At 71.2% G+C, this 22,855-nt stretch carries 22 protein-coding genes; 8 read left to right on the top strand and 14 right to left on the bottom strand.

Features of this window, described 5'->3' with window-relative positions; translation table 11 throughout:
• The first annotated feature begins 14 nt into the window (after nucleotides 1-14).
• The gene (locus tag ABIA35_RS21335; RefSeq protein WP_370359027.1) at nucleotides 15-1,670 is read left to right on the top strand and encodes a hypothetical protein; all 1,656 of its coding nucleotides are present in this window, start codon (nucleotides 15-17) and stop codon (nucleotides 1,668-1,670) included.
• 197 nt (nucleotides 1,671-1,867) lie between these two features.
• Here ABIA35_RS21335 and ABIA35_RS21330 read toward each other — a convergent pair whose 3' ends face one another.
• Both ABIA35_RS21330 and ABIA35_RS21325 read right to left on the bottom strand, forming a co-directional pair.
• Nucleotides 1,868-2,458, bottom strand: a complete 591-nt coding sequence (locus tag ABIA35_RS21330) for a helix-turn-helix domain-containing protein (RefSeq protein WP_370359026.1) — start codon at nucleotides 2,456-2,458, stop codon at nucleotides 1,868-1,870.
• Complete coding sequence (locus ABIA35_RS21325; RefSeq protein WP_370359025.1) at nucleotides 2,458-3,198, bottom strand: metal-dependent hydrolase; 741 nt, start codon at nucleotides 3,196-3,198, stop codon at nucleotides 2,458-2,460. Before ABIA35_RS21325 ends, ABIA35_RS21330 begins: the two co-directional genes overlap by 1 nt.
• Nucleotides 3,199-3,232: 34 nt before the next feature.
• Here ABIA35_RS21325 and ABIA35_RS21320 point away from each other — a divergent pair, with 34 nt between their 5' ends.
• Nucleotides 3,233-4,159: a hypothetical protein gene (locus tag ABIA35_RS21320; protein WP_370359024.1), complete on the top strand. Its 927-nt coding sequence runs from the start codon at nucleotides 3,233-3,235 to the stop codon at nucleotides 4,157-4,159.
• Between the two features lie 47 nt (nucleotides 4,160-4,206).
• Here ABIA35_RS21320 and ABIA35_RS21315 read toward each other — a convergent pair whose 3' ends face one another.
• Nucleotides 4,207-4,524 carry a hypothetical protein gene (locus ABIA35_RS21315; protein WP_370341505.1) on the bottom strand — a complete coding sequence of 106 codons (318 nt, stop codon included), beginning with the start codon at nucleotides 4,522-4,524 and terminating at the stop codon, nucleotides 4,207-4,209.
• A 70-nt stretch (nucleotides 4,525-4,594) separates the two neighbouring features.
• Here ABIA35_RS21315 and ABIA35_RS21310 point away from each other — a divergent pair, with 70 nt between their 5' ends.
• A complete protein-coding gene (locus ABIA35_RS21310) occupies nucleotides 4,595-5,443 on the top strand; it encodes a LysR family transcriptional regulator (RefSeq protein ID WP_370341504.1) in 849 nt (282 codons plus the stop codon).
• A gap of 62 nt (nucleotides 5,444-5,505) precedes the next feature.
• Nucleotides 5,506-6,654: a nuclear transport factor 2 family protein gene (locus ABIA35_RS21305; protein ID WP_370359023.1), complete on the top strand. Its 1,149-nt coding sequence runs from the start codon at nucleotides 5,506-5,508 to the stop codon at nucleotides 6,652-6,654.
• Nucleotides 6,655-6,664: 10 nt separating this feature from the next.
• Here ABIA35_RS21305 and ABIA35_RS21300 read toward each other — a convergent pair whose 3' ends face one another.
• The 3 genes from ABIA35_RS21300 to ABIA35_RS21290 all read right to left on the bottom strand — a co-directional run bounded on the left by ABIA35_RS21300 (nucleotide 6,665) and on the right by ABIA35_RS21290 (nucleotide 8,889).
• Nucleotides 6,665-7,786 (bottom strand): TIGR03364 family FAD-dependent oxidoreductase, encoded by a 1,122-nt coding sequence (locus ABIA35_RS21300; protein ID WP_370359022.1) that lies wholly within the window; start codon nucleotides 7,784-7,786, stop codon nucleotides 6,665-6,667.
• Nucleotides 7,787-7,954: 168 nt separating this feature from the next.
• Complete coding sequence (locus ABIA35_RS21295) at nucleotides 7,955-8,419, bottom strand: PPOX class F420-dependent oxidoreductase (protein WP_370341500.1); 465 nt, start codon at nucleotides 8,417-8,419, stop codon at nucleotides 7,955-7,957.
• Nucleotides 8,420-8,442: 23 nt separating this feature from the next.
• The gene (locus ABIA35_RS21290) at nucleotides 8,443-8,889 is read right to left on the bottom strand and encodes a cupin (RefSeq protein WP_370341498.1); all 447 of its coding nucleotides are present in this window, start codon (nucleotides 8,887-8,889) and stop codon (nucleotides 8,443-8,445) included.
• A gap of 283 nt (nucleotides 8,890-9,172) precedes the next feature.
• On the opposite strand from ABIA35_RS21290, the gene ABIA35_RS21285 reads away from it, so the two are divergent.
• Together ABIA35_RS21285 and ABIA35_RS21280 are read left to right on the top strand one after the other, a co-directional pair.
• Nucleotides 9,173-10,069 (top strand): helix-turn-helix domain-containing protein, encoded by an 897-nt coding sequence (locus ABIA35_RS21285; protein WP_370341496.1) that lies wholly within the window; start codon nucleotides 9,173-9,175, stop codon nucleotides 10,067-10,069.
• An 84-nt stretch (nucleotides 10,070-10,153) separates the two neighbouring features.
• Nucleotides 10,154-10,960 (top strand): SAM-dependent methyltransferase, encoded by an 807-nt coding sequence (locus tag ABIA35_RS21280; RefSeq protein ID WP_370341495.1) that lies wholly within the window; start codon nucleotides 10,154-10,156, stop codon nucleotides 10,958-10,960.
• An 85-nt stretch (nucleotides 10,961-11,045) separates the two neighbouring features.
• On the opposite strand, the gene ABIA35_RS21275 is transcribed toward ABIA35_RS21280, so the two are convergent.
• Nucleotides 11,046-11,411, bottom strand: coding sequence for a cupin domain-containing protein (locus ABIA35_RS21275; protein WP_370341493.1), 366 nt, complete (start codon nucleotides 11,409-11,411; stop codon nucleotides 11,046-11,048).
• A 78-nt stretch (nucleotides 11,412-11,489) separates the two neighbouring features.
• Entirely contained in the window at nucleotides 11,490-11,687 is a 198-nt protein-coding gene (locus tag ABIA35_RS21270; RefSeq protein WP_370341491.1) for a DUF1059 domain-containing protein, read from the bottom strand.
• A gap of 227 nt (nucleotides 11,688-11,914) precedes the next feature.
• Between ABIA35_RS21270 and ABIA35_RS21265 the strand changes: the two genes are divergently transcribed.
• Nucleotides 11,915-12,505, top strand: a complete 591-nt coding sequence (locus ABIA35_RS21265; RefSeq protein ID WP_370359021.1) for a DUF2332 family protein — start codon at nucleotides 11,915-11,917, stop codon at nucleotides 12,503-12,505.
• Here the strand turns inward: ABIA35_RS21265 and ABIA35_RS21260 are convergent.
• A complete protein-coding gene (locus tag ABIA35_RS21260) occupies nucleotides 12,489-15,125 on the bottom strand; it encodes a penicillin acylase family protein (protein WP_370359020.1) in 2,637 nt (878 codons plus the stop codon). The genes ABIA35_RS21265 and ABIA35_RS21260 overlap by 17 nt on opposite strands.
• Before the next feature lie 194 nt (nucleotides 15,126-15,319).
• Here ABIA35_RS21260 and ABIA35_RS21255 point away from each other — a divergent pair, with 194 nt between their 5' ends.
• Nucleotides 15,320-15,691: a VOC family protein gene (locus tag ABIA35_RS21255; protein ID WP_370359019.1), complete on the top strand. Its 372-nt coding sequence runs from the start codon at nucleotides 15,320-15,322 to the stop codon at nucleotides 15,689-15,691.
• A 1-nt stretch (nucleotide 15,692) separates the two neighbouring features.
• Here the strand turns inward: ABIA35_RS21255 and ABIA35_RS21250 are convergent, their stop codons facing one another.
• The 5 genes from ABIA35_RS21250 to ABIA35_RS21230 all read right to left on the bottom strand — a co-directional run bounded on the left by ABIA35_RS21250 (nucleotide 15,693) and on the right by ABIA35_RS21230 (nucleotide 22,812).
• A complete protein-coding gene (locus ABIA35_RS21250) occupies nucleotides 15,693-17,006 on the bottom strand; it encodes a GGDEF domain-containing protein (RefSeq protein WP_370359018.1) in 1,314 nt (437 codons plus the stop codon).
• On the bottom strand, nucleotides 17,003-20,359 hold the full coding sequence (locus ABIA35_RS21245; RefSeq protein ID WP_370359017.1) for a putative bifunctional diguanylate cyclase/phosphodiesterase: 3,357 nt from the start codon (nucleotides 20,357-20,359) through the stop codon (nucleotides 17,003-17,005). The genes ABIA35_RS21250 and ABIA35_RS21245 overlap by 4 nt, the downstream gene beginning before the upstream one ends.
• Before the next feature lie 112 nt (nucleotides 20,360-20,471).
• The gene (locus ABIA35_RS21240; protein ID WP_370359016.1) at nucleotides 20,472-21,194 is read right to left on the bottom strand and encodes a hypothetical protein; all 723 of its coding nucleotides are present in this window, start codon (nucleotides 21,192-21,194) and stop codon (nucleotides 20,472-20,474) included.
• A gap of 5 nt (nucleotides 21,195-21,199) precedes the next feature.
• Nucleotides 21,200-22,318 carry a winged helix DNA-binding domain-containing protein gene (locus ABIA35_RS21235; protein ID WP_370359015.1) on the bottom strand — a complete coding sequence of 373 codons (1,119 nt, stop codon included), beginning with the start codon at nucleotides 22,316-22,318 and terminating at the stop codon, nucleotides 21,200-21,202.
• On the bottom strand, nucleotides 22,315-22,812 hold the full coding sequence (locus ABIA35_RS21230) for a nitroreductase/quinone reductase family protein (RefSeq protein WP_370341480.1): 498 nt from the start codon (nucleotides 22,810-22,812) through the stop codon (nucleotides 22,315-22,317). The genes ABIA35_RS21235 and ABIA35_RS21230 overlap by 4 nt, the downstream gene beginning before the upstream one ends.
• Nucleotides 22,813-22,855: the final 43 nt, after the last annotated feature.

The following is a 22,855-nucleotide window of genomic DNA, read 5'->3' as shown; positions in this document are numbered from 1 at the left end:
CAAGGGGATCTGTCATGCGCATCCGGAACACCTTCCGCCGCGGTCTGGCCACCGCCGCCGTCCTGAGCACCGCCGTCGTGACGGTCGGGATCGCGAGCACCGCGGCCCACGCCACGAGCACCATCGGCGGTCCGATCACCGCCGCCGAGATGATGTCGCGAGCCCAGTTCTGGGTGGACAACCATGTCCCGTACACGGAGTCGGGGGCCACGGCGCCCGACCCGCAGGGGACCCAGTACCGCGAGGACTGCTCCGGCTTCGTCTCGATGGCCTGGCACCTGAACACCAGCCTGATCGTGACCGACCCGGCGCCCTATGACTTCACCAACGTCGACGGGACGCCGAACACGGCCTACGACACCGGCATCGGCGCCTTCACCAACCTTCAGCAGGGCGACGCCATGGCGTACCCGCACCAGCACATCTTCCTGTTCGACAACTGGACCGACAAGGACACCGGCGACTTCACCTACTACGCGGAGTCCAACCCCTCCGACCCGACTCACGGCCCGACCTCGGCGAACATCAACAGCACCTCGCTGGAGGGCTGGCCCACCTCCGGGTACGTCGGCCTGCGCTACAACAACCTGTCGGTGCCCACGCCCCCGCCGACCGTGCAGAGCAGCTCCGGCGGCCTGGCAGCCACCCCCGGCGGCGGCTTCAACATCGCCTGGCAGGGCCGGGACAGCAACAACAGCCTGTGGGTCGGCAGCGGCAGCGGCGTCGGCCTGAACCCGGCCGCCGATCCCTTCGCGCTCGGCGTCGCCCCCGGCACGACCCCGTCGATCACCACCCTGGCCGACGGCAGCTGGGTCGCGGCCTGGCACGGCCGGGACGCCAACAACACCCTGTGGCTCGCCACCGGCACCGGCAACTCGATCACCTGGAAGGGCAACCCGTACGCCTACGGCGTCGCGGACAACACCAGCCCGTCGATCGTCGCCCTGGCCGGCGGCGGGTACGAGGTGGCCTGGCAGGGCCGCGACAGCAACAACAGCCTGTGGGTGGCCAGCGGCAACGGCTCCAGCCTGAACCCGGCGGGCAACCCGTACGCCCTGGGCGTGGCGGCCGGCACCAGCCCGGCGCTGGCCGCGCTGTCGGGCTCGACCTTCGAGGTGGCGTGGCAGGGCCGGGACACCAACAACAGCCTGTGGGTGGCCAGCGGCAGCGGCAACACGATCAACCCCGCCGCCGACCCGTACGCCTACGGCGTGGCGGCCGGCACCAGCCCGGCGCTGGCCGCGCTGTCGGGCTCGACCTTCGAGGTGGCGTGGCAGGGCCGGGACAGCAACAACAGCCTCTGGGTGACCAGCGGCACCGGCAACACGATCAACCCGGCCAACGACCCCTGGGCCTACGGCGTCGCCGCGGGCACCAGCCCCTCGGTCGCCCCGCTGTCCGGCGGCAACTTCGAGGTGGCGTGGCAGGGCCGCGACGCCAACAACAGCCTGTGGGTCACCAGCGGCATCAACAACACGCTCAACCCCGCCAACGACCCGTACGCCTACGGCGTCGCCGCCGGGCACAGCCCGTCGGTCGTGACCTACCCGAACGGGACGTTCGAGGTCACGTGGAAGGGCCGCGACACCAACGGGAGCCTGTGGATCGCGACCGGGACCGGGAACACGCTGAAGCCGGCGGCCGACCCGTATGCGTACGGGGTGGCGTGACCGCTGAGTAGTGAATGAGGGTCCTGACGGGCTCCGGGGGTTCCCCCGGGGCCCGTCGGCGTTTTCGCCGGATAGTCGGCGCACTGACTTATGTGTGGGTCGGGGCGCACCCGCACCCGCACCCCGACCCACACATACATCAGGGGCGCCGAACAATCAGGGCCCCGGCTCCCGGCCCCCAGCTCCCACGGTGCTGCTCAGCCGACGATCGGCGAGGCGATGACCACCGTGACGTCAGCCGCCTGCGCGCCGGTGCGGTAGACGTGCGGGGCGTCGCCGGCGAAGGCGAAGAGGTCGCCGCGGCGCAGCTGGGTCGGGGCGTCGGCGGGGCCGGCGGTCAGCCGTCCGCCGGAGATCAGCAGGTGCTCGATGGTGCCGGTCGCGTGCGGGACGCCGTCCAGTTCGGTGTGCGGCGGGACGCGCAGCCGCCAGATCTCCAGGCTGTGTCCGCTGCTGATGCGCCGCAGCAGTTCCCGGCCGACCTCGCCCTCGGCCAGGTCTGTGCCGGGCACCAGGACGGGTCCGGGGTCGGTGTCGCGGGTCAGCAGGTCGGTCAGCGGGATGAGCAGGGCGACGGCCAAGGCGTCCAGGGTCTCGATGGTCGGGTTGCCCTTGCCCGTCTCGAGCTGCGACAGCGTCGCCTTGCTCAGTCCGGCCCGGCGTGCCAGTTCGGCGCTGCTCATGCCGCGCTGCTCGCGCCGCCGGCGGATCTGCGCGCCGATCGCGGCCGCGGTGCTGCTGGCCGGCCGTTCGCGCGAGGGGGATGGGGAGGGGGAGGGGACGGCCATCACCGCTCCCGGTGCGCGGCGTCGTAGGAGACCCGGATCCGGCTCTTCTTCACCTTGAGCGTCGGCACGGTGATCCCGGGCAGGTCGCCGAGGCTGTGCACGTGCGTACCGCCGCAGGGGGCCGCGTGCATGCCGTCCAGGTGCACGATGCGGCGGCCCGCGTCGTCGAGTTCCCACGTCACGGCCAGATCGCGCGCGACGGCGTCGGCCACGGTGGCGCGCACCGCCTCGGTGGCCTCCTCGCGCCCCTCAGGGCTCTGCAACCGCACGTCCGATTCCGGCGCCGTGAACTCGATCCGTGCCTGCCCCGGGAAGTGGTTGCTCCCGGCCAGGGCCCAGCCCTGAGCCCGGCAGGCAGCCTCGACCAGATGCCCGGCGGTGTGCAGCGCGGCGTGCCTCATCCGGGCCTCGAGGTCTATCCGGGCTTTGACTCGCTGTCCTTCCTCGAACGGAGGCAGCACCGGCGACGGTTCCTCGTCCGAGGCCTGTGCGGACACCGCCACGATCAGACCGCTGTCCCGATCCCGCACTGGAACGATCGCGTGGTCGTCCACCCAGCCACGGTCGGCGGGCTGGCCGCCGCCCTGCGGATGGAACAGGCAGTGCTCGATGGCCACCCACGGGACGCCGTCCAGCGCGCCGACCGCGACCACGCGCGTGGCCGCCTGCTCCTCGTAGGTGTCGTGGTAGTACGCGCTGATCTGGCTGCCGGTTCCCGACGTACCGTTATAGTGAACCATGCGTTCACTATAACGCACCGAATAGATTGTCCGGGTGACCTTCGAGGGCCGGCGGCCGCAGACAGAGCTGGCCGCACTCCGTTTCCTGTCCGAGGATCTGGGGCTGTCGCTCACCCCGCGAGTGATCACCGCCGATCTGTCCGCCGGGTTGCTCGTCCTGGAGGACCTCGCGCCTCGTGTCCCGCTCGACCAGCTCATCTGCCGCGACGGTGTCGAGGCGCATCGCGAGCGGCTGGCTGCCTTCGCGCGAGTGCTGGGGGAGTTGGGCGCGGCCACCGCCGGTCACGAGGCGAAATACCGCGAGCGCTATGGCCTGCTCGACGACTCCGACCGGTTCGCCGCCCTCTGGGCCCGTGCGCATCAGGACGCTGCCGCTGTCGGGGTGCCCATTGCCGGCCGAGCCGCTTCCGAACTGTCCGCCGCGCTCGACGAACTGCGAACCCCGGGCCTGTTTCTCACGCTGGGCAACGGTGACGCGGAATCCAACAACTGCCTGGTTCACGAATCAGGACCCGCCGATGCCCGCCTGATCGACTTCGAGGCCGCCGGCTACGGCCACGCGCTGCTCGACGCGGTCTGTCTGTACGTTCCCGGGCCGCGCTGGCTCTCGGTCGGCGATCCCGTGGCAGCCGGTCTGGCCGACGAGTACCGGCGGGCGCTGGCCGGCGGCGTGCCCGAGGCCCAGGACGACCGGCGCTACGGATTCGCTCTCGCCGCGGCCTGCGCTTCGTGGGCGTTGCTGCGTCTGCAGCGGTTCGGCCTCCTCGACGAGCGCGTGCCCGGCGATCACAGCCGACTCCAACTCGTGGAGACGGTGGAGTCGGCTGCCCGCACCGCCACGGCCCATGACGCCGTGCCCGCGCTGGCTGGCTGGCTGCGGCAGGTGGCGGACACGCTGCGGCGCCGGCGGCCCGATGCGGATGTGGATCTGTCCGATCGGGCCTACGCGCCGCGCCGCTGACCCGCCCTACCGGCCGCGCCGCTGACGCCGCCGGCGCGCGGTATCGCTCAGGCCAGCGGCTCGTGGTTCGCCCAGGCGACCTTGTACGGATGCCGCGCCTGCCAGTGGTGGATGACCTCCTCGATGCCCGGCGCCGCGAAGGACTTCGCCAGCGCGTCGCGGTCGGCGACGGTGATCTGCACGATCGCGGTCGCGATCAGCGCCGGGATCTGCTCCTCGCCGGGGACCGGGATGTGCCGGGCCGCCGCGAAGGACTGGACCGTGCCGCTGTCGTGCATTACTCGTTCGATGTCCGCGAGGTATTGATCCAACTCCGCGTCCGGCAGCGGGTCGGTGAAGGAGACAATCATCGTGTGCTTGATCATGCGTCGATTCTCGGCGGGCCGGGGTGCGGCTGTCCAAGACCTGTTCGGCCTCCGGCGATAACCTGGAGGCATGAGTGACCTGGAGACGCGCGAGCTGGAGTACTTCCTCGCGGTCGCGGACGAGCTGCATTTCGGGCGGGCCGCCGTCCGGCTCTCGATCGCGCAGCCGGCGCTGTCGAAGGCGATCCGGCGGATCGAGAACCGGCTCGGCGTCGTGCTGTTCGTGCGCTCCAGCCGGCACGTCGAGCTGACCGCGGCCGGGACGGCGTTGCAGGAGCACGGCCGGCATGCGCTGAACGCGGTCGGCGCCGCCGTCCGGCGTGCGCAAAGTGCCGGGGGTATGCAGAACCAGCTGCGGTTCGTGCTCAAGCCCGGCGGCGACGGCGGCCTGCTGTCCGGGATGCTGGCCGCGTACGCCGAGCAGCCCGATGCCCGGCACGTGGACATCCTGTTCAGCGGCCCCATGGACCGGGCCGATTTCCTGCTCGACGGCCGGGCCGACGTCGGACTGCTCTACGCGCCCTTCGACCCGCTGGACGGCCTGGCCCACGAGCGGCTCCTCACCGAGGACCGGGTCGCCGTCCTGGCGGCCGGGCACCGGTTGGCCGGGCGGGACTCGGTGCTCATGGCCGATCTGGAGGGCGAGCAGCGGCCGTTGTGGAAAGGCGTTGCCGGGAAAGGAGATGAGAGCACGCCCGGTGCGGTCACCGACGTTTTGCAGCTGCTGCACATGATCGCCGTGAGCCGCGTGGTCGAGGTGCTGCCGCGCTCGCTCGTCCCCCAGCTGCCCAGCGGCGTGGTGCTAGTCCCGGTCGCCGACGCGCCGCCGAGCCACCTGGTGCTGGCCTGGAACGAACACGACCGCAGGCCGCTGGTCGCCTCGTTCGTCCGGGCGGTGCTCGCCCGATATGCGGAATGAGCATGGCAGGCCTGCGAAATCTGCGCTTGTCGCAGGACAAGCGGGTACTGCACGCTCGGCATATGAACAAACCGCAGACGATCGCCGTCCTGGGCCTGGGACATCTGGGCTCCGCGATCGCGAAACGACTCGCCGGGCAGGGGCTGGACGTCGTCGGCTGGACGCGCTCGATCGAGGGCGACCCGAACGAGGCGGTGGCGAAGGCCGACGCCGTGCTGCTGTGCCTGTTCGACGGGGCCGCGTGCCGCGAGGTGCTCGATCGCGTTCAGGGCTCTGTGAAAGCCGGCGCGGTCGTGCTCAACACCAGCACCGTCGCACCGGCCGAGGCGGCCGAGCTCGCCCGGCGGTTCGGGCCGAACTATGTGCACGTACCGGTGCTGGGGTCGGTGCGTGCCATGGAGGCCGGCGCGGTGCACCTTCTCGCCGCGGGTGACGCAGAGCCCTTCGACACGGTGCGGCCGGTCCTGGACGCGCTCGGCACCGTGCGGCGGGTCGGGGACGCGGCCACCGCCGCGGCGTTGAAGCTGGTCGCGAACTCCAGCCTGGCCGGCGCGGTTCTCGCGCTGCGCGATGCGGTGCAGCAGGCCGAGGAGCTGGGGCTGGCGCGCGACGAGGCTTTGGACGTGCTCGAGATCGGCCAGCTCGGCGGCCTGGCAGCACGCAAGCGGAGCTTCCTCACGCAGCCTCCGACGGCTTCGGCGGCCGCCGACGCGGAGTTCACAGTCGGGGCGTTGGCCAAGGACATGGCGCTGCTGGCCGGCGCGTCGGCCAAGCCGGTGCCCAGCGCCGCCGAACTGGCCGACGCCGCCGGGGATCCCGGGGCCGACATCGCGGTCGCGATCACGACGCCGGCCGTGGACGAGGCCGTGCTCGAACCGCTGCGTGCCTACATACGCGGACACGCCACCGGGGACCCCGCGCACTTCCGCGAGGCGTTCCTCCCGACGGCGCACGTCGAGGGGATCCGGGACGGAGCCTTCGTTTCCTGGCCGCTGGACCAGTACTGCTCGCTGTTCTCCGGGCAGCCGGCCGTCGACGAGGCGACCCGGACGCGCCGGATCGACAGCGTCCGAGTCCACGGGACGGTCGCCTCGGCGAGCATGACGCTGCACCACGGGCCCGACACGTTCACGGATATCTTCCTGCTGGTACAGACCGAGGGCCGGTGGCGGATCGCGAACAAGGCGTACCACCGGCGACCGGCCGGCTGACAGCTCTTTCTCAGCGCCCGACCATGTCCTGCACGATCTCCCGGGCGAAACCGAACGCCGTCGTCATCCCGACCCCGGCGGTCACCGCCGCGACGCGCACGCCCTTGGCCGGCGTGGCGTCCAGGAACGGCTGCGGGGCCGAGGCGTAGACGCCGCGCCAGCGTTCGCGCACCGTCAGCCGTTCGACGCCGAGCAGCTTCGCCGTCTCGCGCAGGACGGCCGCGTCGAGCTCCTCGTCCTGGAACGGCGCCAGGGTGGTCGCGTAGCTGTGGGTGTCGCCTATGGTCAGCGTGCCGTCGGGGCGCTGCGTGAACATCAGGTTCAGGCCGATGCCGACCAGGTCGGGCGTCTCGGCGGTGAGGCGGTCGCGCAGCGCGGGCAGCGAGGGGCATTCGGCGAAACCGCCGTAGCGGAGCATCGAGTATCCGGTCTGCACAGCCGGTTCTATGGTGCGGCCGGAGGGGTTGTCGACGCGGAGCATGCGCAGGGCGCAGCGCTGGACCCCGTGCTCGGCGGCCAGGCCGGGGAAGTGGCGGTCCACGTCGTGGCCGGTCGCCAGGATGACGTGGTCGGCGTGGACGAGGCCGCGGCTGGTCGCGGCCTGTCCGGTCTCGACGGTGTGCGCGCTGGTGTTCCAGCGGAAGCGGACGCCGCGCGCTTCGAGGTGCGCGGCGATCTTCGCGGCGGCCTCGCGCGGGTCGACCCGCAGGTCCTGCGGCAGCCAGGCCCCGCCGATCACGCCGGGGCCGAAGGAAGCGTGTCCGGCGACCTCGGCGGCCGTCACCATCCGGGCCTCGTCGCCGCGCAGCCCGGCGAACTCCTCCAGGACGGCGAGCTCGTCGGCGCTGCGCGCGACCATCAGCGTCCCGGTGCGCCGGGCCCAGAACCCGGCCGCCTCGGACAGCCGGAGCCAGGTCTCGCGGGCGACGCGGCCGTAGTCCAGCGCCTTGCCGGACTGCGCGGTCGCGCAGGCGTGGCCGAAGTTGCGCACCGAGGCGCCGACGGCCCGCTCGTCGCGCTCCACGACCAGGACCGACAGCCCACGCTCCACCGCCTCGTGGGCGCAGGCCAGGCCGACGATGCCGGCTCCGATGACGAGTACGTCCGCTGATTCCGTGTCCGGATTCGCCATGTGGTCCCGTCCCTTGCCGCGTCGCCGATCGTCTTGATCGGCAAGCTAGGACGCCCGGCGCCGACACGCTGGAACACGGTCCGAACGGTGCGTTAACGGCACCTGTCCAAACGGGGCGGCGAGGTACGGCGAGGCGATCGCCCCGCCGCCCGAGCCCGGCTCGGTCCGTCAGTCCGCGAGGTGCGCCGGGAACCCGCCGGTGGCGACCGGACCCCACCGGCGCGGCGTCACCCGGATCAGGGACTTGCCCTGCTTCACCATCGCCTCCCGGTACTCGTCCCAGTCCGGGTGCTCGCCGGAGATGTTGCGGAAGTACTCGACCAGCGGCTCGACCGAGTCCGGGACGTCCAGCACCTCGGCGTCGCCGTCGATCTGGACCCACGGGCCGTTCCACTCGTCCGACAGGATCACGACGCTGACCGCGGCGTCCCGCCGCGCGTTGGCGGTCTTGGCCCGCTCCGGGTAGGTGGACATGACCAGGCGGCCGGAGTCGTCGACGCCGCAGGTCAGGGGAGAGGCCTGCGGGCCGCCGTCGGCGCGGCGGGTGATCAGCAGGGCGCGGTGCCGGGGCCGGACGAAGTCCAGCAGCGCGGCGAGGTCGACAGAGGTGTTCGTGGCGATGGTTCGGGGCATGTCGTCGACTTTACCCACGCCGGTCAGTGGAAACGGCAACCCGGATTCGGCGCGTCTTCCGCGAGCGGACTGTTGGCGGGGTCCACGTAGAGCACGTCCAACACCAGCGGCGTCGTGCCCAGGTTCCGGTCGATCTGGACGTTGTCCGCCCCGCTCGGCTCCAGGAACGAGGAGTTGCTGCTGTAGACCTCGGTCGACAGGCAGTCCGACTCGTTGTGCGTCAGCGTGCCCTGTTCGACGTACACGGACAGCGTCCCGTCGTGCCACTGCCACCCCGTGCTACCGCCGGGCTGGATGGTGATCCGGCGCAGGACGTGCTCCTCGCCCCCGAGTGTGGTCCGGCCGCTCTCGGTGGCCGACACCCCCGACGCGGCGGTGGCGCCCGCGACCCCCGGCGTGAGCGCGGCGGCGACGGTGACAGCGAGGGCGACCGCGCCGGCGAGGGCGAGACGATGACGGACCGGCGGCATGGACGGCTCCCTGGACGAGTTCTGATATGACACGGTTCGCCCCACGTTACCCAGGACGGCGACGCGGGCGTGTGACCCTGGAAGTCCGACACGGCGGCAGCGGCAGCGCTCCGAGATTCAGGACCTTGACCTGCCCTCTCACGCATCGCTCCGGTAGCGACTACCCTTAAGGGCAGGCACAGCGGGGTTCAGATTTCAGATCAAGTACAGACTTCACATCAGGTACAGATTTCAGATCAGGTACAGATTTCAGATCAGGTACAGATCAGCACTGGGAGCACGGATGAGCTCGGTACCGGCTGAGCGCTCGGCCGATCCGCTGGTGGGATCCGAGGACAGCGGCCCCACTGTCCTGCGCATGCTGCTGGGATCGCAGCTGCGCAAGCTGCGCGTCGCCGCCGGTGTCACGCGCGGTGCCGCCGGCTATGAGATCCGTTGTTCGCACACCAAGATCAGCCGCATGGAGCTGGGACAGGTCAGCTTCAAGCGGCGGGACGTGGCCGACCTGCTGACCCTGTACGGGATCACCGACGAGACCGAGCGCGAGGCCATCCTCACCCTGGCCGGCCAGGCCAACGCGCGGGGCTGGTGGCACGGTTTCGCCGATCTGATGCCGGGCTGGTTCGAGGTCTACGTCGGCCTGGAGGAGGCCGCCTCGGTCATCCGTGTCTACGAGGCGCAGTTCCTGCCCGGGCTGCTGCAGAGCGAGGACTACGCGCGCGCCGTCATCCGCGACGGGTATCCGCTGGCCTCCGCCGACGAGATCGAGCGCCGGGTGCGGCTGCGGATGAACCGGGCCCGGCTGGTGCACAGCGCCGAGCCGCCGCGGATCTGGTCGATCGTCGACGAGGCCGCGGTGCGGCGCCAGCCCGGCGGCGCGGCCGTCATGCGAGCCCAGCTGGAGCACCTGGTGGAGCTGTGCAAGCTGCCGCACGTCACGGTGCAGGTCGCGCCGTTCGCGCGCGGCGGACCGGCGGCGGCCGGGCCGTTCACCATCCTGCGCTTCGCCGAGCCGGCGCTGCCCGACATCGTCTACCTGGAGCAGCTCACCGGGGCGGCGTACCTGGACAAGCGCGAGGACCTGGACGCGTACACGACGGTGGCCGACCAGTTGGCCGTGCAGGCGCTCTCGCCCTCCGAGACCGTCGCCTTCCTGACCCGGATGATCGAAGGCTACTGAGGCGGTACCGGGGCCGGCCTGGTTCGAAAAACCTGGCAGGGCTCTTATTCCGTTGGGGTCGGTCTCAGGGAAAGATGGGGCCCCATGACCAACGAAGCGCAGGACCGGCCCGCGGCGCAGATCGACAGCGGCGTTCCGCACTCGGCCCGGATCTTCAACTACTGGCTGGGCGGCAAGGACAACTACCCCGCCGACCGTGTGGCGGGCGACCATTTCCGCGAGGTCTTCCCCGAGATCGTCGACCTGGCGCGCAGCGGCCGGCAGTTCCTCGTCCGGACCGTGCGCCACCTCGTGGTCGAGACCGGCGTGCGCCAGTTCCTGGACGTCGGCACCGGCCTGCCCACGGCCAACAACACCCACGAGATCGCGCAGGGCATCGCGCCGGAGTCGCGCATCGTCTACGTGGACAACGATCCGCTGGTCCTTGCGCACGCGCAGGCGCTACTGGTCGGAACGCCCGAAGGCGCGACCGACTACATCGAGGCCGACCTCGCCGACCCCGAGACGATCCTGACCCAGGCCGCCAAGACCCTGGATCTGAACGAACCGGTCGCGATCGTGCTGATGGGCATCCTGGCGCACATCAAGGAGTACGACCGCGCGCTGGCGATCGTGCGCCGGCTGATGGACGCCGTCCCCTCCGGCAGCTACCTGGTGGTCCGTGACGGCACCGACACCGACGCGGCCTACAAGGAGGCCATCAGCCGCTACAACCAGAGCGGCGCGGTCCCCTACAACCTGCGCAGCCCCGAGCAGATCGCCGGCTACCTCGAAGGACTCGACCTGGTCGAGCCCGGTCTGGTGCCCTGCCCGCTGTGGCGGCCGGACCCCACGGACATCGGGACGCCGGTGGAGCTGGCCGTGCTCGGGGCCATCGGCCGCAAGCCCTGATCCTGATGCCCGCTGCTGTGCTGCCTTTTTCTGTGCTGCCTGCTTCTGTGCTGCCTACTTCTGTGCTGCCTGTGCTGCCTACTTCTCACTTCGCCTTCGCGTAGTCGGCGAACCCCTGCCAGTCGAGCATGACGCAGGGCTCCGCGCCGACCACCCAGGCGTCGTGCCCCGGGGGGATCTCCAGGAACTCGCCGGGGCCGATGTCGGCCTTCTCGCCGTCGTCCATCACCACGTGCATGTGCCCGGAGATGCAGTAGCCCAGGTGCGCGGCCTGGCAGCTCTCGGTGTGGGCGATGGGCTTGATGTGCTTGGACCACTGCCATCCCGGTTCGAAGACGGCGCGGCCGAAACCGCCCTCGTCCATGGCGACCAGGTCCAGGTGGCCCATGCCCTGCTCGAAGGGGCGGGTCTCCTGGGGCTTGTCGAGCGATTGGTGTAAGAGACCTGTCATGGTTGCTCCCAGGTTCGGGCCCGGCTCCGCGGACCGGGGCCGGGCGGGTCGGTGTGTGTGCGGGTGTGCGGGGTGCGGTTAGTGGCTGACCGGTACCTTCTCCTCGACGAGGAAGGTTTTGAGCTGCTCGCGGAACTCCGGCGTGTCGGTCTCGCCGTGCACCGCGACCGCGTGCATCGCCGCGGCGTCCAGGACTTCCTTCTCCTCGCCGGCGATCGTCAGCGTGCAGTTGATCTCGCTGGGGAACTGCCGGCAGTCGGCGACTTTGCGGGTCATCGGATTGCCCCCTTTCCAGGAGCCGTCACCGCCCCGGCGGCGCGCCGAGGCGGCCTTCCCCTCATTCAATCCGCCTCGGCGTCGCGCGGCGATCGTGCTACTGCATTTAGGTGACCCTCGGGCCGGTTGCCCGGAGGCGAGACGCGCGGCCGTCCGGCATCGCGGTTACCCTGCGCGTTCGGATCCGGATCCGGGTCGACGGCGGCTCGGGGATCTACAGTGATCCCATGACCGATCCCGGCGGCACCCCGCGCGATCTCGTCCCCGTCTTCGAGGGTTTCCGCGCGATCGACGCCGTCCAGACGTCGCCGCTGTACGACCACCTCAACACCGCGTTCATCGCAGAGCCCGAACTCGCCGCGCCTTTGCTGGCGGCGCCGCCGGCCGAACGCCTGCCGCTGCTGATGTTCCAAGCCCGCGAGGCGCACCTGGACCTGCGGCGCGGGGACCTGTTCGACCTGCTGCCCGCCGCCGTCGCCGAGGCGCCGCACGACGCGGTCGTGGTCGTCCTGTCCTCCCACGTCATGCCCTACTTGGCGCGGGAAGACCGGCAGGCCTTCGCCGAGCGCGTCATCGAGCTTTCGCGAACGCGTGCCCTGATGCTCGTCCTCAACGAGGACCACCGCCTCGGCCGGGCCTTCGGGATCGAGGCACCCGGCGAGCGCGGCTACGTCGCGGCGTCCTTCGTGGACTTCACCGGCGCCCAGGGGCCGACCGCCGCCGCGTTCGCGAAGGTCGACCCCCATGGGAGCTGGCTGGAGTGGATCCCGGCGCGGGATCCGGCCACGACGACGACTGCGACTACGGCGCCAGCGTGAGCTTGTCCTTGGCGGCCGCCAGGACCGCGGGCCTGGAGTACGGCCACGGCAGCGTCTGGAAGGTGCGCCACAGCGGCAGCTGGTCCAGGTAGTGCGGATCGTCGACGTGGCCGGAGGCGCCGGTGAGGTTCACCCAGGTCGAGGCGTCCAGATTCGACAGGTCCACGACCATCCGCATCGAGGGCAGCTCGTCGACCGAGAAGTCCTTGGCGATGTCGAAGCCGGTCGCGTCCACGACCGACGAGCCGCCGGACACCGGCACCGGGTCGCCGTTCACCAGCCACTTGACGAACCACGGCCCGCCGGTGCCCAGCGTCTGGTTGGTCGGGGTCAGCTTGTGCAGCGCGCCCCACTGCCAGCCCTTCACATCAGAACCCTGTTGCGAGGTCAGCTCGGCCGAGGCCTGATCCATCGCCTTGGCCAGCAACGCGTCGCGGTTCCCGTTCCACCAGAAGCTGGACGCTTCCGGCAGCAGGTCGGTGGCCACCGCGAACCAGCGGTCGCCGCCGTCCACGTCCACCGAGGAGGACAGCTTGGCCTCGAAGGCGTCCTTGCAGACGAACTTCCAGACCTCGTAGAAGTACGCCGCGGCGGCCGACGTGTCAGGAGTCGTATAGTCCCAGCCGTTGAACAGCGCGACCGCTGCCTGGGTCTGCTTCTTCGACGAGGCCGGAAGCTTCTGCAGGTACGGCACCAGCACGGACGCGAACTCGTTGCGGGTGTCGGACTGGATGGCGCGCATCCCGGCGGCGTCGATCTTCTTGCCGTCGGCGGTGGCGGCCTGCAGGCGCTTGGTGATCTCGTTCGCGCGGTACCCGTAGTCGAAGTCCTCCGAGAGCAGATACGGATACTCCGGCCCGATGATCGGGTTGTTGGCGGTGGCCACGAAGCCGTCGGCCGGGTTCAGCTCGTGCGGCAGCTGGTCGAAGGGGATGTAGCCGGTCCACTCGTACTGGTCGGTCCAGCCGGGCACCGGCCAGCGGCCGTCGCCGTTCTTCCGGATCGGGATCCGGCCCGGGGTCTGGTAGCCGATGTTGCCGGAGGTGTCGGCGTAGATCATGTTCTGCGACGGCACGGCGAAGTCCGCTGCCGCGGCCCGGAACGAGGCCCAGTCGGTCGCGCGGTCCAGGGCGAACAGCGCGTCGGCGGTGTGCCCGGGGGTCAGCGCCGTCCAGCGCAGCGCCACGGCGTATCCGTTGCCGGCGCTGGCGATGTCCTTGTCGGCGTCGGAGACCAGCGGGCCCTGGTTCGTGGTGCGGACGGTGATCGGGACGGACTTGCCGCCGGCGACCTTGATGGTCTCCTGCTCGACCGTCAGCGGGACCTGGTGGCCGTCGTACTCGTAGGTGCTGCCGCTGACCTTCTCCAGGACCAGGTCGCTGACGTCCTCGGTGCCGTTGGTGAAGCCCCAGGCCACGGTCGGGGTGTGGCCGATCACCACGCCGGGGGTGCCGGGCATGGTGAACCCGGTGACGTCGTAGGGGCAGGCCGCGTCCACGGTCGTGCAGTGCAGACCCATCTGGTACCAGATCGAGGGCAGCTGCGGGGCCAGGTGCGGGTCGTTGGCCAGCAGCGGTTTGCCGGTGGTGGTCAGATCGCCGGAGACCACCCAGGAGTTGGAACCGACGCCCTCGACGGTCGGCTGTAGATAGGCCGGGAGGGCGGAGACGGTGTGCGAGAGGTTCGCCAGCGCACTGGCCGCCGATGCCGGGAGCGCCGCCCCGGACAGCGGGGCGTCGGAGGTGGGCGAGGCGTTCTGGTCGAAGGCGCCGTTCACGACAGCACCCTGATGCACGATCACCGGATGCGAGGCCGGATAGGGCGGGAACAGCTGGTCCACCTGGTTCTTGGCCGCGGTTTGCGAGGACAGGGCCCGGTCGATCTCGGACTGCATGTTGTCGCGCAGGTCCCAGGCCAGGGCCTTGAGCCAGGACAGCGAGTCCACCGGCGTCCAGGTGTAGGGGGTGTAGTCGGTTTGCAGGCCGAGGACCGCGTACTCCACCGACGCTTGGGAACCCTTGTGATCCTTCAAATACGCGTTCACGCCATCGCAGTAGGCGTTCAGGTACGCCTTCGTCTGCGCGCTCAGGCCGTCGTACTCCTGCTGGGCGACGTCGCGCCAGCCCATCGTGCGGATGAACTTGTCGGTGTCGACCTGGCCGGAGCCGAACATCTCGGACAGGCGGCCGGCGGTGACGTGGCGGTAGACGTCCATCTGCCAGAAGCGGTCCTGGGCCTGGACGTAGCCCTGGGCGAAGAACAGGTCGTGCGTGGTCGAGGCGTAGAGCTGCGGGACGCCTTGGGCGTCGCGGTCCACTTCGACGCTCGCCGACAGGCCGGCGACGTGCAGGGTGCCCTTGGTCTGCGGATAGGAGGCGTGCAGCGAGGTGTTCACCCACCAGGTGCCGGCGCCGACCAGGACCACGAGCAGACCGGCGAGGACCGCGGAGGTGATCTTGAGCTTTCTGAAGCGGCTTCGCGGGCGCGGGGCCGGAGTGGGCGTCGGGGCCGGGGTCGGGGGCGCCTCGGGCTCCGCCTCTGCCTCGGCTTCGAGCTCTGGTTCAAGCTCGGCCTCGGCCTCGGGGCCGGTCGGTTCCTGGGGATCGTCGTCGGTCCGCATCGCGGCAGATTACGTGGCCCCGTCGGGGGTTGGGAATAGCCTGGTGGCATGCTGAAGTGGGCTTGGTTGTTCATTGACCGTCCGGAGCACGCGTTCGAGGACAGCGCGCGGTTCTGGACCACGGTCACGGGCAGCACGCTGTCCGCCTCCGCGTCACCGACTGGCACGGGGCGCGGCGCGCGGCGGATCCGTTCGTGTCCGGCGCGGGCCGGCGCAGTCGTCTGGACCAGGTGTGCGTCGACATCGCGCCGTCCGCGCACGACACCGAGGTCGCGTTCTGGAGCGGCCTGAGCGGACTGCCGGTCGTGCCGAGCAGCCGGTTCGCGGAGTACAGCTGGCTGGAGCGGCCGGCCGGGTTCCCGCTGGACGTGCTGTTCCAGCGGGTCGGCGAGGAGCGGCCGACGTCGGCGCACCTGGACGTGAGCAGCTCCGACGCCGACGCCGAGCGGGAATGGCACGAGTCGCTCGGCGCGGAGTTCGTCCGCGAGGGTCCGAACTGGCTCGTGATGCGGGATCCCGGGGGCGGGATCTACTGCCTGATCCGGCGCGAGCCGGAGGCGGCCTGACTCAGGGCACGTCCTCCCGCCGCCGCTTCGGCGCCACCCGCACCCGGTCCCGGCCGGACTCCTTGGCCGCGTACAGCGCCATGTCGGCGGCGACGACGAGGTCGTCCAGCGCCTCGGCGGAGTCCGGCACGGTGGCCACGCCCACGCTGACGGTCACCGGATGCGTCCAGCCGCGCGAGGCGGCCCAGACCTCGGCGCGCAGGGCGTCGGCGCGCGCCCTGGCCTGCGGCGCTGTGCAGTCAGGGAGCAGCACGCCGAACTCCTCGCCGCCGACCCGGCTGACGGTGTCGCTGGCCCGCACCAGGCGCGGGAGCAGGTCGCCGAGCGCGGCCAGGGTGTCGTCGCCGGCGGCGTGCCCCCAGGTGTCGTTGATCTTCTTGAAGTGGTCGACGTCCACTGCCAGCAGCGACAACGGCGCGCGCGTCCGCCGCTGCCGCGCGACCTCGCGCTCCAACGCCGCGTCGAACGCCCGCCGGTTGCTCAGCCCGGTCAGCGGATCGGTGCTGGCCTGCTCGGCCAGCGCCGCCTTGAGCCGGTCGGCCTGCCCCCGCACCCGCAGGATCACCACCAGCGTGAGCGCCAGCGAGGTGGCGGTCTCCACCCAGGCCTCGAACCGTCCCGGCCCGGACCCCTCGGCCAGGATGACCGTGAGGCACCCGACGACGATGGCCAGCGTCCAGTAAGCGGTCCGCCGCGGCAGCAGATACGCGGCGAACAACAACGGCCACACGAGCAGCAGCATGCCGTCGGCGGCGTTGCTGTGGTTCGACGCGAGCGTGACCGTGATCAGCAGCGCCGCCGCCGCGGGTGTCGCCCGCAACACCGGATCCGGCGCCGGTATCGGCAGCAGCACGAACACCAGCCCCCACACGGCCGCGATGGCGCACGCGCCGAGGAACACGAACCACCCGGCGGAGAAGATGCCGCCCTGCACCCCGAGCACGAGCGTCAGGAACGCACCGAGCCCGGCACCGATGAGCAGCAGCTGCCCGGCGAAGCGAGTGGCGAAGCGCCGGTGCTCCACCTCGCTGTGCTCCCAGACGGAGGTCACGGACAGGTGCCGCGGGTGCGGACGCCGTAAGCGGCGATGGCGGATCGCGGGGGAGGAGGGGTCCTTGGGGAAGCGGTTCGATGCGGCCAGCTGCGGCGGCTGCGCGGGGGCTATGAGGCGCGGTGCGGATGGGTACTTCGGCGAGTCGGGCGAGACGTGCGAGTCTTCAGACTGCTGCTCGGCCGCGCGCCCGGGGGCTCGGGACCGCGAACCCACGCCGTCCCCGGCCCCGTCCTCGGGCTTCCTCGGCCCCGCGCCGCTCACCAGCCCACCCCGTTCCGGTCCTCGGACTCGGACTCGGACTCGCCCTCGTCGGCCCCGTCGGCCCCGTCACCCGCGTCGTCGAACTCGTCCTCGTCCGCCTCCTCGCCTTCCTCGCGCGGCAGCTTCACGCGTCCGGCGCGCATCAGCTCCGTGGCCTGGCGGACCCGCATCGGCCGCGCGTACAGGTACCCCTGTCCCAGGTCGGCGCCCATGCGGGCCAGGGCCCGGCGTTGCTGCGCCGTCTCCACGCCCTCGGCGACCACCATCAGCGCCAGCGACTTGGCGATGCCGATGATGCCCTTCACCAGGGCGGTCTGCCGCGGCTCGTCGGGGACGCCGTCGACGAAGGCCTTGTCGATCTTCAGGGCGCTGACCGGCAGGTCCCGCAGGTAGGACAGCGAGGAGTAGCCGGTGCCGAAGTCGTCCAGGGAGACGCCCACGCCGCGCCGGGTCAGGGTCCTGAGGTTGGCCAGGGCGGTGCCGGCGCGGTCGATCAGCGAGCTCTCCGTGGCCTCCACCATCAGGAACGCCGGGTCCAGGCCGGCGTCGGTGAGGGCCTTGCCGACCTCGTCGGGGAAGCCCGGGTCGCGCAGCTGGTGCGCCGAGACGTTCACCGAGATCTTCACCGGGGCCACGCCCTGGGCCAGGCGGGTGATGTTCCAGCGCGCCGCCTGCTCGGTGGCGGTGCGCAGGATCCAGCGGCCCAGCGGCAGGATCTGGCCGGTGGCCTCGGCCAGCGGGATGAACTCGTCCGGCGGGATGATCGTGCCGTCCGGCTGCGGCCAGCGGACCAGGGCCTCGAAGCCGCCGATGTCGCCGTCGTCGAGCCAGACGATCGGCTGGTAGTAGAGCTCGAAGGAGCCCTCGGCCAGGGCCCGGTCCAGTCCCGAGCGGCGGGCCGCGCTGCGCGCCAGGTCGGCCCGCAGCCGCGGGTCGTACTCGCGCCAGGTGTTGGGCCCGGCGCCGCGCGCGGCGTGCAGGGTCATCTCGGCGTCGGCCAGCAGCGAGGCGCCGCTGGCCCCGGCCGTGCAGGAGGCCAGGGCGCCGGAGGTGGTGACGGCGATCGGCCCGACGTAGAAGGGCTTGTCCTCGCCGGGCATCCCGACCGGCAGCATCGGGGCCTCGTCGGCGCGCCGGACGGCCAGCACCGCGAACTCGTCGCCGCCGGTGCGCGCCAGCACGTCGCCGGGCCCGAGCCGGGACTTGATCCGCTCGGCGGTGTCCCGCAGCACCTCGTCCCCGGCCTCGCGGCCGTGGAAGTCGTTGATCTCCCGGAACCGGTCCAGGTCCATCAGCATCACGCTCACCGTCACCGCCGGCGAGGCCAGCTCCACCGCGTCCTCCAGCCCGCGCAGGAACGCCAGCCGGTTCGGCAGGTCGGTGAGCGGGTCGCGGTAGGCGTGCCGCTGCAGCGTGCGCGCCAGCCCGCGCGCGGTGGTCACGTCGTGCAGCGACAGCACGAAGCCGCCGACCGTCGGCTCGGCGCGCAGGTCGGCGATGGTCGCCTCGACCTCGTGCGGGTCCCCGCCGGGGATCGCGATCTCCCAGTCCCGGCTCACCGGCGGCTGCGGCGTCGGATCCCCGACCCGCACCGCGACCTCGGCGGCGTAGACCTTGCCGACCACGTCGCCCAGCGGCCGGTCGCGCAGCGGCAGGTCGCCGAACAGCCGGGTCGAGGACGGCGAGGCGTAGCGGACCACCAGCCCGGTGTCGACGATCAGGATCGCGTCCGAGGTGTTCTGCACCAGCGCCCTGAAGTACGCCTCGCTGTCCCGGCGGGTGATCTCCTGGCTCAGCCCGATCCGCTCCAGCGCCGCGGACGCCTGCCGGGTCAGGATCTCCAGCGCCCCGCCGAGCACCGCCAGGTCCTCCTCGGCCGCCGCGACGACCAGCACGCCGGCCGTGCCGTCCAGCGGCACCACGCTGGTGTGCACCTGCGGTCCCAGCCGCTTGGCCATCGGCGGCGGCAGGTCGGCGGTGTGCATGACGTTTGCCGGGTGGAAGTGCTCGCGCCGCTTCAGCCCGCCGGAGGTCACGGCGCTGTACGGCTCGTCCTCGGCCGCCGCGAGGACGGCGGCGGCCGAGCAGAGCGTGCTCAGCATCGTGCGCCACTGCGCGGAATCGGGATCCGGCAGCGCGGCCGGAGGGTGGGTCCGCCCGAACCCGGAGCCGCCGTTCACGCCGCCGGTGACGGCCACCCGCACCCCCTCGGTGCCGTCCACGGCCACCAGCACCTTGTGCTCCGCCTTGCGCCCGGCGAACAGCCCGGCCGCGCCCTCGGCCAGCGCCCCGGCCACCTGCCCGCGCCCGGAGGCCACGCCCAGTCCCTCGCTGGCCGTCAGCAGGATCGACTCCCGCGCCAGCGCCTGCCGGTGCGAGCGCACCATCACCGCGACCCGCGCCAGGATCATCAGGTACACCCCGAGCCCGATCACCGGCCCGGCCCAGCCGGTCGGCAGGTCGCCCTCGGCCAGTTCCACGGCGTTGATGGTCGGCGTCACCAGCGCGGCCAGCACCAGCGGGGCGATCCGGGGCGGCCGGGACCAGGCGGTCGGCAGCGCGTCGCGGGCCGTCTCCCGCACCGGTCTGGTCAGGTCGTGCGCCGAGGGCACGATCGCCGCGGCCACCCACAGCGCCGCGAACATCAGCCAGGAGAGCTCCAGCACCACATTGCCGGCGTGGGAGTTGAACCAGTTGGCGGAGTTCAGGCGCAGCGAGGACTCCACGAGGTCGGCCCCGGTCTGGAACAGGGCGCCGACACTGAGCAGCCACAGCGCCGCGCTGCGCGGCCCGGAGGAGATGAGCAGCCGCAGCAGCATGCCCAGCAGCAGCAGGTCGCCGAGCGGGTCCAGGATGGCGATCAGCCGGTAGTCCCAGGGCTCTCCGTTGTCCTGGTAGTACGGCACGATCAGGTAGACCCACGCCGCGTAGGCCGCGGCGAACACCACGATCAGCGCGTCCAGGGTCCCGGCCGAGTCCCGGCCGACCAGCCGGTGCTTCATCACCAGCCGCAGGCCGATCAGCGCCAGCGGGTAGCCGAGCAGCCCGAGCCAGTCCGCGAAGTTCGGCAGGGTGTGGCGCGCGTAGGCGAAGTCCGTGTGGTTGGAGGCCGTCAGCAGCCCGGCGGCCAGGGCCAGTAGGTACCAGGCGTGCGCGTAGGGCGGCCGGTTGGCCCGGATCCCGACCGCCATCGCCGCGGTGGTCCATCCGGCGATGGCGAACCACGCCACATCGCGCAGGGTGCTGTGGGAGGGGAAGAACACAGCCAGGATCACCACGAGCGCGGCGGCCAGGATGCCGAGCAGGCGCCGTTCGCGCCCTGGCCAGCCCGACAGCAGCGACGGTGATCGCATTCCTCAAAGCTGTCACAGGCGCCGTCGCGGCGCCTGTTGAGGGCGTGGCTCGGGTGTCAGATGAGCGTCAAGGGATGGTCACCGGCCGTATACATCCCAGGTCTGCTGTTCGTCAGCCGCGCGGCTGGTAGACGACCCCGATCGGCTTGGGCCGCGGGTTCGGGCCGAAGTGCACGACGTACCACTGCCCGCGCCAGGAGATCAGCGAGAACAGCCCGAAGGACTTGGTCTTGCCGCCCTCGGTGTAGGTCAGCCGCGATCCGTAGACGCGGTAGTACGACAGTTTGTTCTGCTCCTGGCCCGGCAGGATCCACTCCGCGGCCCGGGCCGGAACGCTCACCCCGACCAGCTTCGCGTCCTTGGCGTCGGAGCCGAGCAGCCGGTGCGCGGCGTGGATGTCGAGCTTGTAGAACCCGATGAGCCGGTTCTCATAGTCCGCCCCGGGGTTGGACAGGGCCTTCACCTGGAGGTAGGCGCTCTTCGGGAAGAAGAACGGCATGGCCTCCTGCGGGTTGTCGTCCACGATGCCCTGCCACAGGGCGTTGACGCCGGCGGTGAACTGCGGGTCGGTGTCCGTGGGCATGGTCTTGGTCTGCGGCAGCGTCCCCGGATCGACGCTGGGGGTGCTGGAGGCCGGAGGCGGTGTCGACTGCTGTGAGGGCGTCGACGCGGCCGATGCGGGAGCGGACGGCGCTCCGGGCACGCCGCCTGTATCAGCGCCGGACGTCGCCGCCGCCGGCGCCGCGCTCGGCCCCGACGAACCGCCGCAGCCGGCCACGGCGAGCAGCAGCACAGCCGAGGCTGCCGCGGCGCACAGCGCTGTACGCGTTCTCATAAGGTTCAACCGTTCTCGTCCTCAATCCATCGCACATCATGATCCGCCCCGGGTACCAGGAATTCCAGCAACCTGGCTCCCTCGGATTCCAGATCAGTGCGCTGAGCTTTGGTGACCGCCACCAGAGGGGTGAGGTTCATCGTCCCCGTAGTGCGCTTCCTGTCCGTCTCCACCTTCCACACGCCGCGGATCCATCCGTCGACGGTGAACGTGGAGATCGGCGTGTTGCCCGCGAAGACCTTCTCCTTGGGTACCCGCGGGTCGTTGATGCGGCCGCGTTCCTTGTGCCCGATGAAGACGTTGTCGTAGTCAGGGAGGAACCGCGCCGGGGCCGGCACGTCTTCTCCGGGGCGTGGCGCGTCCGGAAGGTCGAACAGTTCGGTGCCGGATTCGCTCTGGAAGACCACGAGGTCCGCCCGGAGCTTCTCGAACACTTCGCGCAGACCGGTGAGCCCGCTCCAGCTCTGGGCGTCCATGACCGAGGCCGGTCCGAACGCTGTGAGATAGCGCAGGACCAACTCCTCGGCTTGCATAGCGGGAACCGCCTTAGCGTTTCCCAACCAGTGCTCCGCAGTAGTGTGCTTCGCCTGTCCGCCCTGCTGCCACAACCCGCGCGGCGTCACCTGGACCAGCGCGAGGTTGTTGCGCGCCGCCGCGGCGAGCGCCTGGACGTCGTGCCCGGGATAGGACTCGGCCAGGAGTTTGCCGAGGTCGTTGAGCGTGTACGGCTCCTGCTCGGCGGACTCTCGTGCGCACTGTGCGAGCTCTGCCAGGTCGATGCCCTGCAGACGCTTACCGAACGCGCCCTTGAGGCTGCGCTCCTGGACCGGCTGGAGCAGCCCGCGCAAGGGCAGACAGTCCCGCGCGGTCACGGTGTGGATCGTCGAGCGCTGGAGGCTGATGCGGACGAACTCGCGGTCCTGGAAACGCTGGGAGAACCCCTGCGGGTCGAAGTCCGTCAACCGCGACCACAGCGCCACATAGTGGTTCGGCGGGATCTGCGTCTGGAGGCCGACCAGGTGCTCCACGGCCTGTGCCGCGTCCATCTCCGAGCGCCGCAACAGCAGCTGCCGGTCGAGCGTGGCGCGGTTGAGTTCGCGCTCGCTCAGGGTGCGGACGCTCATCCGGCGGCCGTGGTCTTCTTCACCGGCTCCAGCGCGAAGATGTTGATGTGGCGGCCGGAGCGCTCGGCGTAGTTCTCATAGCCCGGCCAGGTCTTCGTCAGGATCGTGTTCCAGACCAGTTCGCGCTCCTCGCCCTCCAGGACGCGCGCGTGGACCGGACCGGACGCCCCGCGGACCGCGACCGTCGCCTCCGGGCTCGCCAGCAGGTTCAGCGCCCACGCCGGGTTCTGCTCCTGGCCCCAGTTGGAGCCGACCACCAGCAGCGCGCCCTGGTAGCGCGAGTACAGCAGCGGCACGGTGCGCTGCTGGCCGGACTTGCGGCCGGTGGTGGTCAGCAGCAGCGTCGGCAGTCCGGTACCGGTGAGCATGAACACCCGGCCGCCGGTGACCCGGCCCAGGAAGCGGTCCACGTGCGGGGCCACTCCCTTGAAGGTGGTCGCGAACCACTTCTGACGGCCGAGGCGCGTGACGAGGGCGTTCCACGGGTTGGTCATGGGCTCATCATGGCATCCGAGGTGCCCGGCCGGGGCCCGCGTG

The organism is Catenulispora sp. MAP12-49, from assembly GCF_041262705.1.
Lineage (GTDB): Bacteria > Actinomycetota > Actinomycetes > Streptomycetales > Catenulisporaceae > Catenulispora.
The sequence above is the reverse complement of the archived record's forward strand: the minus strand, read 5'-3'. Positions and strand labels throughout refer to the sequence as shown.